The organism is Streptomyces sp. W16 (genome assembly GCF_033194735.1).
Lineage (GTDB): Bacteria > Actinomycetota > Actinomycetes > Streptomycetales > Streptomycetaceae > Streptomyces.
Window position 1 is genome coordinate 1 of the sequence record NZ_JAWOAI010000057.1, and the last position, 12642, is coordinate 12642.

The 12642-nt window shown below is 69.6% G+C and carries 11 protein-coding genes, 1 pseudogene and 1 riboswitch; of the genes and pseudogenes, 6 read left to right on the forward strand and 6 right to left on the reverse strand.

Translation table 11 applies throughout. The features are described from left to right. Positions 1 to 218 (forward strand): annotated as a pseudogene (locus R6V09_RS10505) (DUF6668 family protein); the annotation flags it as partial. A gap of 104 nt (positions 219 to 322) precedes the next feature. Then, positions 323 to 913, forward strand: coding sequence for a flavodoxin family protein (locus R6V09_RS10510; RefSeq protein WP_317881093.1), 591 nt, complete (start codon positions 323 to 325; stop codon positions 911 to 913). Positions 914 to 920: 7 nt separating this feature from the next. Here R6V09_RS10510 and R6V09_RS10515 read toward each other — a convergent pair whose 3' ends face one another. From R6V09_RS10515 to R6V09_RS10525, 3 genes are read right to left on the reverse strand one after another with little or no spacing between them, the layout of a single operon-like run. Further along, positions 921 to 1793, reverse strand: a complete 873-nt coding sequence (locus tag R6V09_RS10515) for an ABC transporter permease (protein WP_317881094.1) — start codon at positions 1791 to 1793, stop codon at positions 921 to 923. After that, positions 1780 to 2754: an ABC transporter ATP-binding protein gene (locus R6V09_RS10520; RefSeq protein ID WP_317881095.1), complete on the reverse strand. Its 975-nt coding sequence runs from the start codon at positions 2752 to 2754 to the stop codon at positions 1780 to 1782. The genes R6V09_RS10515 and R6V09_RS10520 overlap by 14 nt, the downstream gene beginning before the upstream one ends. Before the next feature lie 50 nt (positions 2755 to 2804). Then, positions 2805 to 4031 (reverse strand): LolA family protein, encoded by a 1227-nt coding sequence (locus R6V09_RS10525; RefSeq protein ID WP_317881096.1) that lies wholly within the window; start codon positions 4029 to 4031, stop codon positions 2805 to 2807. A 325-nt stretch (positions 4032 to 4356) separates the two neighbouring features. Between R6V09_RS10525 and R6V09_RS10530 the strand changes: the two genes are divergently transcribed. Then, positions 4357 to 4884: a COG4315 family predicted lipoprotein gene (locus tag R6V09_RS10530; protein ID WP_317881097.1), complete on the forward strand. Its 528-nt coding sequence runs from the start codon at positions 4357 to 4359 to the stop codon at positions 4882 to 4884. A gap of 6 nt (positions 4885 to 4890) precedes the next feature. On the opposite strand, the gene R6V09_RS10535 is transcribed toward R6V09_RS10530, so the two are convergent. Then, positions 4891 to 5901, reverse strand: a complete 1011-nt coding sequence (locus R6V09_RS10535) for a polyprenyl synthetase family protein (protein ID WP_317881098.1) — start codon at positions 5899 to 5901, stop codon at positions 4891 to 4893. 209 nt (positions 5902 to 6110) lie between these two features. Here R6V09_RS10535 and R6V09_RS10540 point away from each other — a divergent pair, with 209 nt between their 5' ends. From R6V09_RS10540 to R6V09_RS10550, 3 genes are all read left to right on the forward strand, one after another. Beyond that, positions 6111 to 7613 (forward strand): peptide MFS transporter, encoded by a 1503-nt coding sequence (locus tag R6V09_RS10540; protein ID WP_317881099.1) that lies wholly within the window; start codon positions 6111 to 6113, stop codon positions 7611 to 7613. A 16-nt stretch (positions 7614 to 7629) separates the two neighbouring features. Beyond that, complete coding sequence (locus tag R6V09_RS10545; RefSeq protein ID WP_317881100.1) at positions 7630 to 9624, forward strand: CocE/NonD family hydrolase; 1995 nt, start codon at positions 7630 to 7632, stop codon at positions 9622 to 9624. A 263-nt stretch (positions 9625 to 9887) separates the two neighbouring features. Beyond that, positions 9888 to 10057: riboswitch (cyclic di-AMP (ydaO/yuaA leader) on the forward strand. Positions 10058 to 10060: 3 nt separating this feature from the next. Further along, on the forward strand, positions 10061 to 10534 hold the full coding sequence (locus R6V09_RS10550; protein WP_317881101.1) for a transglycosylase SLT domain-containing protein: 474 nt from the start codon (positions 10061 to 10063) through the stop codon (positions 10532 to 10534). 96 nt (positions 10535 to 10630) lie between these two features. Here the strand turns inward: R6V09_RS10550 and R6V09_RS10555 are convergent, their stop codons facing one another. After that, a complete protein-coding gene (locus R6V09_RS10555) occupies positions 10631 to 11437 on the reverse strand; it encodes an HAD family hydrolase (protein WP_317881102.1) in 807 nt (268 codons plus the stop codon). Positions 11438 to 11543: 106 nt separating this feature from the next. Then, a complete protein-coding gene (locus R6V09_RS10560; RefSeq protein ID WP_317881103.1) occupies positions 11544 to 12572 on the reverse strand; it encodes a LacI family DNA-binding transcriptional regulator in 1029 nt (342 codons plus the stop codon). Positions 12573 to 12642 lie beyond the last annotated feature (70 nt).

A 12642-nucleotide genomic window follows, 5' to 3' on the forward strand; every position in this document is an offset into this window, starting at 1 on the left:
CGGCCGGGCTGGACCTCGACGCGGTGGTCCTGGTCGCGGACGCGCCGGGGCGGCTGCCGCGCCAGCTCGCCGCGTACGTCAAGGCGATCGAGTCGGTGATCGACGTGTACCGGGTGCCCTGGGTAGCGGCCTGGCGGCTCGGCGATCTGAGCGGTGAGCCGCCCCGCGAGACCGAGGCGCTGATCCGGCTCACGGGGACCGCCCGGCACCCTCGCTGACACCCCATGCCCCCACCCCCAACGACCCCCGTGGACAATTAATTGCGTGCGCATATAATGCATGCAGCTATAAAAATCGCGCGCCGACTATCTCTGGGGGACCCATGACCCGCCGTTTCCTCTTCGTCCTGGGCAGCGCCCGCACCGACGGCAACACCGAACTGCTCGCCCGCCGGGCCGCCGAACAGCTGCCCCCGGACGTCGAGCAGCAGTGGATACGCCTCGCCGAGCACCCGCTCCCCGACTTCGTGGACGTCCGGCACGACGGTCCCGTCCAGGCGCCCACCGATGACAACGTCCAGCGGCTTCTCGACGCCACCCTCGCCGCGACGGACGTCGTGATCGCCTCGCCGGTCTACTGGTACTCCGTGTCCGGCCTCACCAAGCGCTACCTGGACCACTGGTCCGGCTGGCTGCGGGTCCCCGGCGCCGACTTCAGGGCGACGATGGCCGGCCGCACCCTCTGGGGCGTCTCCGTCCTCGCCGAGGAGGAAGAGGTGGTCGCCGATCCGCTGGTCGGCACGCTCAACAACTCGGCCGCGTACATGAAGATGCGCTTCGGCGGGGTCCTCCTCGGCAACGGCAGCGCACCCGGTGACGTACTGAAGGACACGCGGGCGCTGGCCCGGGCGAAGACGTTCTTCGCGCGGGACGCGGCCCTCGCGCGCTTCCCGCACGAGCGGACCGGGGACTGAGTGGCCGCTACGCCGTGATGTCCTTCGCCGTGAACCTCGCCCACGCCGCCGACCCGAACACCGCCGCGTACAGGGCCTGCAGGCCGAGGTTCTTCACCAGGTCGTCCCAGTAGACCGGTTCGCGCATGAGGTCGGCGAAGGACAGCCAGTAGTGGGAGAAGAAGTACGGCTGCAGCGCGTGCAGTTGGGGGATCTGGTCGAGGATCTGGACGGTGATCAGCAGGCCCACGGTCGTCGCCATCGCCGCGATGCCGCTGCTCGTCATCGTGGAGATGAACAGGCCCAGGGCCGCTATGCCGATGAGGGACGCGGCCACCACGAGCGCGATCAGCAGCGCCCGGCCCAGGCCTTCCGCGAAGCTGATCTGGGTGCCGGAGATCGTCGTCAGGTCACCCAGGGGGAAGAGCAACGCCCCCACGGTCAGCGCCGAGAGCGCCACGACCAGGGTTGCCACCACGCAGAACGTCATCACCGTCGCGTACTTGGTGAGCAGCAGGCGGGTGCGGCCCGCCGGGGCCACCAGGAGGTAGCGCAGGGTGCCGCCGCTGGCCTCGCCGGCGATCGCGTCGCCCGCGACGACCCCGATGGCCATGGGGAGGAAGAACGGGAGGGTCGCGGCCAGGGCGGTGAACACCAGGAACAGGCCGTTGTTGGTGATCTGCGCGATGAACGCCGGTCCCCCGCCGCCGTCCCCGCGCCCGGGCCCGGACCCGTCCTGTGTCTCCAGTTTGACCGCGATGCCGACCAGGATCGGCACGGCGGCCAGGACGCCGAGGAGTGCGAGGGTGCGCCAGCGGCGGAACGTGGTCACCAGCTCGCTGCGCAACAGTCCGAAGGTCCACAACGGGCTGACTTTGCGCAGCACTTCAGCCTGCGACATCGAAGCCCTCCCCCGTGAGCGCCACGAACGCGTCCTCCAGGGAGGCCCGTTCGACGCCGAAGCCGCGGACGCGGACGCCTGCGGTCACCAACGCCGCGTTCACCTCGGCCAGTTCACGGTCCGGCGGCTCGGCCGTCACCCGCTCCTCCGCTACGACCACGTCGGCCAGCCCCTGTTCCTTCAGCACCCGTGCCGCGTCGCCGGGGTCGGGGGTCGTCACGAACAGCCTGCCCCGGGTGCCCGCCGCCAGGTCGGCCACCGAGCCCTGGGTGATCAGCTTGCTCTGGGCCATCACGGCCGCGTGGGTGCAGACCTGCTCGATCTCGTCCAGGAGGTGGGAGGAAAGGAAGACCGTCGTGCCGTCCGAGGCCAACTCCCGGATCAGGGAACGGATTTCGCGCATGCCCTGCGGGTCGAGGCCGTTGGTCGGCTCGTCCAGGACGAGCAGCCGGCGGGGCTGGAGCAGTGCGGAGGCGAGGCCCAGCCGCTGCTTCATGCCCAGGGAGTAGGCCTTGGCCTTCTTGCCGGAGGCCGCCGTCAGGCCGACCCGGTCGAGGGCGGTGGCGACGCGGGTGCGCCGGGTGCGCGGGTCGGCGGTCGGGTCGGCGGCGTCGTAGCGCAGGAGGTTGTCACGGCCGGAGAGGAAGCCGTACAGGGCGGGGCCCTCGATCAGGGCGCCGACGTGCGGCAGGACCGTGCGGACGGATCTCGGCATGGGGCGGCCCAGGACGCGGGCCGTGCCGGAGGTGGGTTCGATCAGGCCCATCAGCATGCGGATCGTGGTGGTCTTGCCGGAGCCGTTCGGGCCGAGGAAGCCGAAGACGCTGCCCGCCGGGACGGTCAGGTCGAGACCGTCCACGGCGAGCTGTCCGCCGCGGAAACGCTTGGTGAGACCGCGGGTGGCGATGATGCCGTCACCCGCGCCCGCCTGTTCCGGCTCCTCAGCGGACAGTTCACCCATCGGCTCCCTCAATTCCTCGTCCCCCTACGGCAGTTGATCGACCGTCGGCCCTACTTCGCCGCGTCGGCCGCCTTCACCAGTGCGCTCTTGGTGACCGCGCCGACGTAGACCTTGCCGTCGTCGGTGACCAGGGCGTTGATCAGCCGGGTCGAGTAGACCGTGCCCGAACCGAACGAGCCCTTCACCTGGTCGCCGAGCGAGCTGAGGAAGCCGCCGAGGTCGCCGCCGCCGGACGAGGAGCCGGACGGGATGCCCTGGCCGCCGGTCTCGAAGACGGCGATGGAGTTCCACCCCTTGCCGATGACCGTGGGATCGTCGGCGCCCTTGCCGAGACCCTTGTCGGCCTTGTCGGTCTTGTCGTTCTTGCCGAACGGGGCGGAGTGGTCCGGGGTCGCCTTCGCCGGGCTGTCCTCCGTGGTGACCTTCGCGCCCTTGGGCGTCTTGAAGTCGAAGGTCGAGGCGGCCGGCTTGGCGAGACTGAGCTGGGTGAAGCCGACGTCGACGACGGCCGCGCCGCCGCTCGCCGGGGTGAGCGTGAACTTGAGCGGCATGCCGGTCTTCGCGTCCACGGCGATGCTGATCGCGCCGACCGTCGTACCGGACTGCTTGGGCTTGATCAGCAGTTTGTAGGCGTCGCGGCCCGCGACGTGCTCGGTGCCGTCGACCGTGACCGAGGTGGTGTCGTCGACCGACTTCAGCGCCTCGTCGGTGAGGCCCTTGGGCGTGGCCCTGGTCTCGTCGCTCTTGGAGGTGTCGGCGGAGGTCGTGGCGTGGAAGACCTCGTTCGACTGGCTGTCGTAGCCCCAGACGTCTTTGCCGTTGTGGATGAGGCTGTACTCCGCCGCGTTCTCCAGGAGGGAGACCTTCTGCTTGTCGGGGCCGTCGGCCGCGACGCGCAGGGTGTGGGTGCCGGTGGCCAGCTCGGTGAGCTTGGCGGTGGGGTCGGCGGAGGAGCCGTCGCCGGACTTCGTGGCGCCGGACAGCATGCTGCTCTCCAGGCCGCCGAGGTCGGGCAGGCCGAGGTCCGTGCTGATCTTCACCGTGCCGGACAGCTGCTGGACGTCCGACTTGGCGACCTTGTCGATGAGCTGCTGTGCGGTGATCTTCGGGAGATTCGGGTCGCCGGAGTCGGCGAGCGCCGGGACCAGTCCGATGGTCGCCGCCGCCACCCCCACCACGGTGACCGGGACGATGTACCGCGCCGCCCTGCGCCGCCCGGCCCGGAGCTCGTCGGCCTCTCCGGTGTCCGTGCTGTCGTCGGTTTCGTACGGTGCCATGTCTGCCTTACCTCCGTCGTCGGCGGCGGCCAGTCCGTCTTCTACGCGTCCCACCCTGTGCCGCCATTCTCACCCGAATCGGTGAGGAGTGGTGATTTCCGTGTTCTCCATCTGACCAAATCGGCGAGGGATAAGCGTCAGACCCGGGAGCCAACTCCGCGTACGCCTGGGGTATGACACACGGAGGCGGCGCCTCCTCGAAACCCCTAGGGGAAGGCGCCCCCCGCACAAGGCAGTTGACCGGTATCGGGCCGGCATCGAGTAAAAAACATCCCGAATCCGTACATATGGGTGGCAGCACACAGCATCGACCAAAGGGGTCGCCATGCACGCCACCCAGCACCTCACCGGATACGCGGCCACGGGCGCCGCGATCCTGACCCTCACGCTCGCCGGATGCGGAAGCGGCGGCAGCAGTGGAAGCGGCGGCCCGGCCGGCACTCCGGCCGCGGTCACCACGGCGACGACCCTCATGACCGCCAAGGTCGACAAGGTGGGCACCGTCGTGACCGACAGCAGGGGTTACGTCCTCTACCGCTTCGACGCCGACTCGATCCACCCGACGAAGGTCAGCTGCTACGGCACCTGCGCCGTGGTCTGGCCCGCCGCGACCGCCAAGGGCTCCGTGACCGTCAAGGGCATCGACAAGAGCCTCGTCTCGACGGTGAAGCGCTCCGGCGGGGCCTCGCAGCTCACCCTGGCCGGCTGGCCCCTCTACCGGTACGCCAAGGACGACCAGCCCAAGGAGGCCTACGGCCAGGGCGTGGACGGCACCTGGTGGGCGGTGACGCCCACGGGAGCGAAGGCCACGGCCGCCACCTCCTCCGGCAGCACGGGAGGAAGTGGCTACTGAACGGCCTCAGCCCGCGCGGTGCACCACCGCGTCGCACATCTCCAGGAGGGCGACCTTGGCGTCGCACTCGGGGAGCGGGGCGAGGGCCGCGCGGGCGTCCTCCGCGTAGCGGACGGTGTCGCGGCGGGCCTGCTCCAGGGCCGGGTGGTCGCGGAGCCGGGAGATGGCCTCGGCGAGGCGGTCGTCGTCCGTGAGGTCGGAGTCGAGGAGTTCGCACAGGGCGATGTCCTCGGCCAGGCCCAGGCGGTCCGCCCGCTCCCGCAGCCGTAGCACCGGCAGGGTGGGGATGCCCTCGCGCAGGTCCGTGCCGGGGGTCTTGCCGGACTCGTGGCCGTCGGAGGCGATGTCCAGGACGTCGTCGGCGAGTTGGAAGGCGACGCCGAGCCGCTCGCCGTACTGGGTGAGGACGTCCACGACCGTGTCGTCGCAGCCGGCCATCATCGCGCCGAACCGGCAGGCGACCGCGACCAGGGAGCCGGTCTTGCCGCCGAGCACGTCGAGGTAGTGCTCGACCGGGTCGCGCCCATCGGAGGGTCCCGCGGTCTCCAGGATCTGGCCGGTGACCAGGCGTTCGAACGCCTCGGCCTGCACGCGTACCGCCTCGGGGCCGAGGTCGGCCAGGGTGTGCGACGCGCGCGCGAAGAGGAAGTCGCCGGTGAGCACCGCGACCGAGTTGCCCCAGCGGGTGTTGGCGCTGTCCACGCCCCGGCGCACGGCGGCCTCGTCCATCACGTCGTCGTGGTAGAGCGTGGCGAGATGGGTCAGTTCGACGACGACCGCCGAGGGGACGACCCCCGGCGCGTAGGGATCGCCGAACTGTGCGGCGAGCATCACGAGGAGCGGCCTGAACCGCTTCCCGCCCGCGCGCACGAGATGCTGGGCGGCCTCCGTGATGAAGGGCACCTCGCTCTTGGTGGCTTCGAGCAGACCCTCCTCGACTGCCGCCATTCCGGCCTGGACATCGGCTTCCAGAGCCTGGTCCCGCACGCTCAGCCCGAACGGCCCGACGACGGTCACGAGGGGTCTCCTGTCTGCTGGTGTCCCTGGGCGGTCACACGGATTGTCGATAGGTCGCTGCCTTCACTCAAGTCAGCGTATCCGGTCGGCTTTCGATCACAGGTGCCACCCACCCCCGTCCAGGCCGGGCGGTATCGGATCACGACCGGTATGTTTTTGATCACCTGATACGAACGGATATTTATCGATTTAGGTGGAAGCAGTGGATCGTGTCCCGAACCGCACTTGAAGCCGAGCCCGACGGCCGGCCGCCTCCCGAGGACGACCACGCCTTCTTCGGCCAGCCCAAGGGCCTGCTCACGCTCTCCGGTCTTGAGGTCTGGGAGCGCTTCTCGTTCCTGGGCATGCAGGCCATCCTCGTCCTCTACTTCGCGGATACCGTCGCGCACGGCGGCATGGGCATGTCGTCCGGAACGGCCGCATCCGTATCCGCAGCCTACGGAACGCTGGTCTATCTCGTCTCCGTCGCGGGCGGCTGGCTCGCCGACCGCATCCTCGGCTCGTTCCGCGCGGTGCTGTGGGGCGGCATCCTGATCGCCTGCGGGCACTACGCGATGGCGGTCCCGACGCCCACGATGACCTGGGTGGGCCTCGGCCTCATCAGCGCCGGCACCGGCCTGCTCAAGCCCAACGTGGCCACCATGGTCGGCAAGCTCTACCGCACCGACGACGACCGCCGGGACGCCGGTTTCGCGCTCTACTACATGGCGATCAACATCGGCGCCTTCGCGGGCCCGCTGATCACCGGCTGGCTCGGCGACCACGAGGGCTGGCACTGGGGCTTCTCGGCCGCCGCGGTCGGCATGACGTTCGGGCTGATCCAGTACGTCGCCGGCCGCCGTCACCTGGCCGGACGCAAGAACACGGCCGAGTTCGCACTCGCACCGGACGCGCTGCGCCGCGCGGTGCGGCTGATCGTCGTAGGAATCCTGGTCGCCGCCGCCCTCGCCGTGCTGCTGGCCGGGGTCGGCTGGCTGACGATGGGCCGCTTCGTCGACCTCCTCACGGTGATCTCCGTGATCGCGCCGGTCGTGTACTTCGCGGTGATGTTCATGAGCCCCCGGGTGACCGCCGACGAACGCGGCCGGCTGCGCCCGTACATCGTGCTGTTCCTGGCCTCGACCGTCTTCAACTTCATCCTCTTCCAGGCCTATTCGACGATGATGCTGCTCGCCGCGTCGAACGCCGAGACGACCATCCTGGGCTTCGACTTCCCCGCCAGCTGGTACGCCTCCGCGCTCGGCGCCTTCGAGGTCGGGCTCGCGCCCGTGGTCGCCGCGCTCTGGGTCCGCATGGGCCGCGGCCAGCCGCACGCCTCCAACAAGATCGCGATCGGCGTCGTACTCGGCGGTCTCTCCTTCCTCCTGATGGTCCTGCCGACCAGCGGGCACAGCGGCGACGCCTACCGGATGTCGGCCTGGTGGATCGTCGGCTCGTACTTCCTGCTCGGCCTCGGCGACATCCTCCTGGAGACCTCCGGCATGTCCGCGACCACCAAGCTCGCCCCGGCCGCCTTCTCCAGCCAGACCATGTCCCTCTGGTTCCTGTCCCTCGCCCTCGCGAACGGCATCCAGGCCCAGACGGTGAAGCTCTACGACGACGTCTCCAAGCCGGCCTACTTCGGCGTCAACGGCGCCATCGCGGTGGCCGCGGGCCTCGCGGTGATGGCCGCCGCGCCCTGGCTGCGCCGCACCATGCACCCGGTCCACTGAACCCAGGGGTCCCCTCATGCGCATCCGTACGTCCTTCCCCCACGAGACGGCCCACGAGGACGTCCGCATACCGATGCCCGACGGAACACGCCTCTACGCGCGCGTGTGGCGCCCGCTGACGGACGAACCCGTGCCGGCGCTCCTCGAATACCTCCCGTACCGCCTGACCGACTGGACGGCGCCCCGGGACGCCCAGCGCCACCCCTGGTACGCGGGCCACGGCTACGCCTCCGTCCGGGTCGACGTGCGCGGCCACGGCAACAGCGAGGGCGCGCCCGGCGACGAGTACGACGCGCAGGAACTCGCCGACGGTGTCGAGGTGGTCAACTGGCTTGCCGCGCAACCCTGGTGCACCGGCAAGGTGGGGATGTTCGGCATCTCCTGGGGCGGCTTCAACTCCCTCCAGATCGCGGCCCTCGCGCCGGAGCCGTTGAAGGCGATCGTCACGGTCTGCTCGACCGACGACCGCTACGACAACGACGTGCACTACATGGGCGGTTCGGCCCTCGCGGTCGACCTGCACGCCTGGGCCGCCACCATGCTCGCCTTCGTCGCCCGCCCGCCGGACCCCGAGTACGCGGGCCTCGTCTGGCGCGACATGTGGCTCAAGCGCCTCGAACGGATCGACCCGTTCATCCACACCTGGCTGGCCCACCAGATCCGCGACGACTACTGGAAACACGGCAGCGTCTGCGAGGACTACGGCGCGATCGACGCGGCCGTCCTGGCGGTGGGCGGCTGGCACGACCCGTACCGCGACACGGTCCTACGGCTCGTCGAACACCTCCCGCCCGACCGCGTACGCGGCCTGATCGGCCCCTGGTCCCACCAGTACCCCGACCGGGGCCTGCCGCCGGGCCCCGCGATCGGCTTCCTCCAGGAGACCCTGCGCTGGTGGGACCACTGGTTGAAGGGCCAGGACACGGGCGTCACCGCCGACCCGCTGCTACGCGCCTACGTCAGCGACTCGCACCCCCCGGCCACGGTCTACGACACCCTGCCCGGCCGTTGGGTCGGTGAGCCCGCGTGGCCCTCGCCGCACGTGAAGACGACGACGTACGGTCTGCGGGGCGCGCCCGTGCTGGTCCGCTCCCCCATGCACACCGGTGTGGACGCGGGCCGTTTCTTCCCGTTCGGGAACGACGCCGATCTGCCGCCGGACCAGCGGGACGAGGACGCGCGGTCGGCGTGCTTCGAGTTCGAGGTGCCGGCCGAGACGTGGGTGCTGGGGCGGCCGAGGGTGCGGCTGCGGCTGGCCTGCGAGGTGGAGCGCGGGCAGGTCATCGCGCGGCTGTGCGACGTGGCCCCGGACGGCGCGTCGACCCTCGTTACCCGGGGTGTGCTGAACCTGTCGGCGCGGCACGGGCGGGACCGGGCGGTGCCGTGGACGCCCGGTGCCGCCGAGGACGTGACCTTCGAGCTGAACGGCATCGGGCACGCGTTCCCGCCCGGGCATCGCATCCGGCTCGCGGTGTCGTCGGCGTACTGGCCGTGGATCTGGCCGCAGCCGGAGTCGGCGGCGGGCTTCACACTGGATCCGGAGGGGAGCGCGCTGGAACTTCCGGTGCGGGAGCGGGAGTTGAGCTCCAGTATTCAGTTCGACGAGCCCGAGGAGGCCGAGCCGCTCGGGGTCAACTACCCGGCCACATTTGACGAGCCGCGGCCCGAGCGGCTGGTGGTGCGGGACGTGGCGAAGGGCGAGTGGCGGCTTGAGGTGGACCCCCGGTACGGCGGCACGCGCGTGTATCCGGACGGTTTGGAGTTCACCGAGGACGCGCTGGAGACGTACACGATCGACGAGTCGGACCCGTTGACGGCGCGTACGCGGTCCGACTGGTCGATCCGGCTGCACCGGCCGGAGCAGGCCTGGGACACGACCGTGCGCACGCGGTCGGAGATTACTTGCGACGAAACGGACTTTATTACCTCGAACGAGGTGATCTGCACCGAGGGCGACGAGGTGATCTTTCACCGGACTTGGGAGAAAAGGATTCCGAGAACTGCCAGTTGAGGTCGAATGCCCGATTTGCCGTTCTTAATCCTCCCGTGAGTTGGGTCACGCATTTCTGTGCATGGCCTGTGTCCCGGTTCGTTCGCGTTTCCCCTTGTGGTGATTGACAGTTGACCCTTGGCTTGCGCAAAGGATCAAGTGCCCCATACGCCTCAGACCAAGGTCAATAGGGGTTAGGTGTGATTCCGCCACTTGTTCCGGACATGTGCTCTCGCATACGTTCCGGGCCTGTCGAGCGGAACGCCGAATCCTGCCGCCGCCCGGCATCCCAGTCACGAACTTCTCGCACGGCAGGAGCGGGGGACCCAGGTAAGTCGCCGGACCGGTATCGCACCGGGACGGCTTGGGGTTAAGTCACGTCCGCAAGGGCGCGGCCGGGCACCTCCCAGCCCGAACCCGACAGCTCACCTCGCAGGCGACGGAGAGGAACCTCGTCATGCCTGCAACCGCTCAGTCCCGCCGCGCCCGCCTTGTCCGCCGTGTCGTTGTCGCCGGTACCGGTGTCGCGATCCTCGCCCTGCCCGTCGTGGGTGCGACCACCGCGTCCGCGGCCACCACGTCGACCGCTTCGACCACTGTCGCCGGGTACCCCAACACCCTTGACGGGTGGATCCGGGAGTCGCTCGCGATCATGGCGCAGAAGGGGATTCCGGGTACGTACAACGGGATTTACCGGAACGTGATCCGTGAGTCTTCCGGGAACCAGTACGCGATCAACAACTGGGACTCCAACGCGGCGGCCGGTACGCCGTCGAAGGGGTTGCTTCAGGTGATCGACCCGACGTTCAACGCGTATCACGTTGCCGGGACTTCGTTTGATCCGTATGACCCGGTTGCGAACATCACGGCTGCTTGCAACTACGCGGCGGCGGTGTACGGGTCTATCGACAACGTGTACGGCGCTTACTAGAAACTGTTGGATCAGCCACGACGGGTTGTTTGTTCGTCTGCAGCGCCGTCGTGGCTGGTCGCGCAGTTCCCCGCGCCCCTAAAAGACGGGCTCGTTTCAGCTGAAGAGTCTTTCCAGTACGGCCGCGATGCCGTCGTCCTCGTTCGACAGCGTCACCTCGTCCGCCACCGCCTTGAGTTCGGGATGAGCGTTGGCCATCGCCACCCCATGCGCTGCCCAGTCGAACATCGGGATGTCGTTCGGCATGTCGCCGAAGGCGATGGTGTCGGACGGGGTCAGGCCCAAGTGGCGGGCGGCGAGGGCCAGGCCGGTCGCCTTGGTGATGCCGAGTGGCTGGAGTTCGACGGTGCCGGGGCCCGACATGGTGACCGAGGCCAGTGAACCGACCACCGAGCGCGCCGTGGACGCCAACTCGTCGTCCTCCAGGGCGGGGTGACGGAGCAACACCTTGCTGATCGGTTCGGACCAGAGGTCGTCGCGCCGGCCCACCCGCACGGCGGGGAGCGTGGGGTGCGGCATCAGATAGCCGGGCTCGATGAGCGTGAGGCCGTCCACTCCGTCCTGGTCGACCGCCGCGTACACCTGGCCCACTTCCGCCTCGATCTTGCCGAGCGCGGTCTCCGCCAACTCCCGGTCCAGGGTGACCGACCAGAGCAGACGGTCCGCGCCGGCGTCGTACAACTGCGCGCCCTGTCCGCACACCGCGAGCCCCCTGCTGCCGAGGTCTTCCAGGAGCGGTCGCACTCTCGGGGCGGGCCGGCCGGTGACGACCAGGTGCCGGGCGCCGGCCGCCGCCACCCTCGCGAGTGCGATGCGGGACCGGTCGGAGAGCGTGTCGTCGCCGCGCAGCAGCGTCCCGTCCAGGTCGGTGGCGATCAGTGCATATGCGAGGGGTGCGGCCATGATCAGAGAATACGGATGGAACGCCCCACCGACTCGACACGAACCGGACGGCTGCTGCCTTCACATCCGTTGACCCGTGTTCCGGTTGGTTTGACAGTTACGGCGGTTATGCCGACTCCCGGATCACCAGTTCGGTGGGCAGGATCACGCCCGCCGTGTCCTCGCCGGCGATCTGGGCGAGCAGCATGCGGACCATCTCGGCGCTGATGCGGTCGTAGGGCTGGCGCATGGTCGTGAGGGCCGGGGTGAGCGCCGTGGCCGCCGCCGAGTCGTCGAAGCCTCCGACAGCGATGTCATCGGGGACCGAACGGCCGGACTGTTGCAGGGTGTTGACGACTCCCAAGGCCATCAGGTCGGAGGCTACGAACACCGCGTCTATGTCGGGGGCCTGGGTGAGGAGTCTGCGGGCTGCTTCCTCGCCGCCCGTGCGGCGGTAGTCGCCCTCGACCACCAGGGTGGGGTCGTGCGGGAGGCCTGCCTCCGTGAGGACGTCCCGGTAGCCGGCCAGGCGGTCGGGGCCGCCGGGGGCGTCGAGCGGGCCGGTGACCATGGCGATGCGGCGTCTGCCCCGGGAGATGAGGTGGCGGACCATCTCCTGGGCGCCGTCGCGGTCGGCCGCGGCCACGTAGCTGTACTTGGAGGCGGTGCCGAGCGGTTTGCCGCAGGCCACCAACGGGATTCCCGCGTCCCGGAGTTCGGCCGCCACCGGGTCGCCGCTGTGGTTGGAGACGAGGAGGACGCCGTCCACGTGGCCCGAGGTGATGTAGCGGGTCAGGCGGCGGCGTTCGTCCTTCGAGGAGGCCAGCATCAGGAGCAGCGGGATGTCGTGGCGGGCCAGGTGTTCGGTGCAACCCCGCAGCAGGACATTGAAGTTGGGGTCCTCGAAGAACTTCTCCTGCGGCTCGGTGAGAAGGAACGCCACCGAGTCGGACCGTCCGGTGCTCAGGGAGCGGGCGTGCCGGTTGACGACGTAGCCCGTCTTCCTGATCGCCGTCTCCACCGCGGTGCGCGCGGCCGGTGAGACATAGTGGCCGCCGTTCAGGAACCGGGAGACGGTGCCCCGCGACACGCCCGCCTCGCGGGCCACGTCGTGGATGGTGGGCGGCTTGCGGCGGCCGTTCGAGCTGGTGGTCATGTTCCTCGTTCGTGGTGGGGGGCGGTCGGCTGTGGGGGGGGCCGCCCGGTTCCTGGGCAGGTCGTGCGAA

Excerpts from the sequence above, each read along its gene's own strand:
- R6V09_RS10520 (WP_317881095.1), bottom strand. The coding sequence starts at position 2,754 with ATGGGTGAACTGTCCGCTGAGGAGCCGGAACAGGCGGGCGCGGGTGAC.
- R6V09_RS10550 (WP_317881101.1), top strand. The coding sequence starts at position 10,061 with ATGCCTGCAACCGCTCAGTCCCGCCGCGCCCGCCTTGTCCGCCGTGTC.
- R6V09_RS10555 (WP_317881102.1), bottom strand. The coding sequence starts at position 11,437 with ATGGCCGCACCCCTCGCATATGCACTGATCGCCACCGACCTGGACGGG.
- R6V09_RS10560 (WP_317881103.1), bottom strand. The coding sequence starts at position 12,572 with ATGACCACCAGCTCGAACGGCCGCCGCAAGCCGCCCACCATCCACGAC.
- R6V09_RS10515 (WP_317881094.1), bottom strand. The coding sequence starts at position 1,793 with ATGTCGCAGGCTGAAGTGCTGCGCAAAGTCAGCCCGTTGTGGACCTTC.
- R6V09_RS10525 (WP_317881096.1), bottom strand. The coding sequence starts at position 4,031 with ATGGCACCGTACGAAACCGACGACAGCACGGACACCGGAGAGGCCGAC.
- R6V09_RS10530 (WP_317881097.1), top strand. The coding sequence starts at position 4,357 with ATGCACGCCACCCAGCACCTCACCGGATACGCGGCCACGGGCGCCGCG.
- R6V09_RS10545 (WP_317881100.1), top strand. The coding sequence starts at position 7,630 with ATGCGCATCCGTACGTCCTTCCCCCACGAGACGGCCCACGAGGACGTC.
- R6V09_RS10510 (WP_317881093.1), top strand. The coding sequence starts at position 323 with ATGACCCGCCGTTTCCTCTTCGTCCTGGGCAGCGCCCGCACCGACGGC.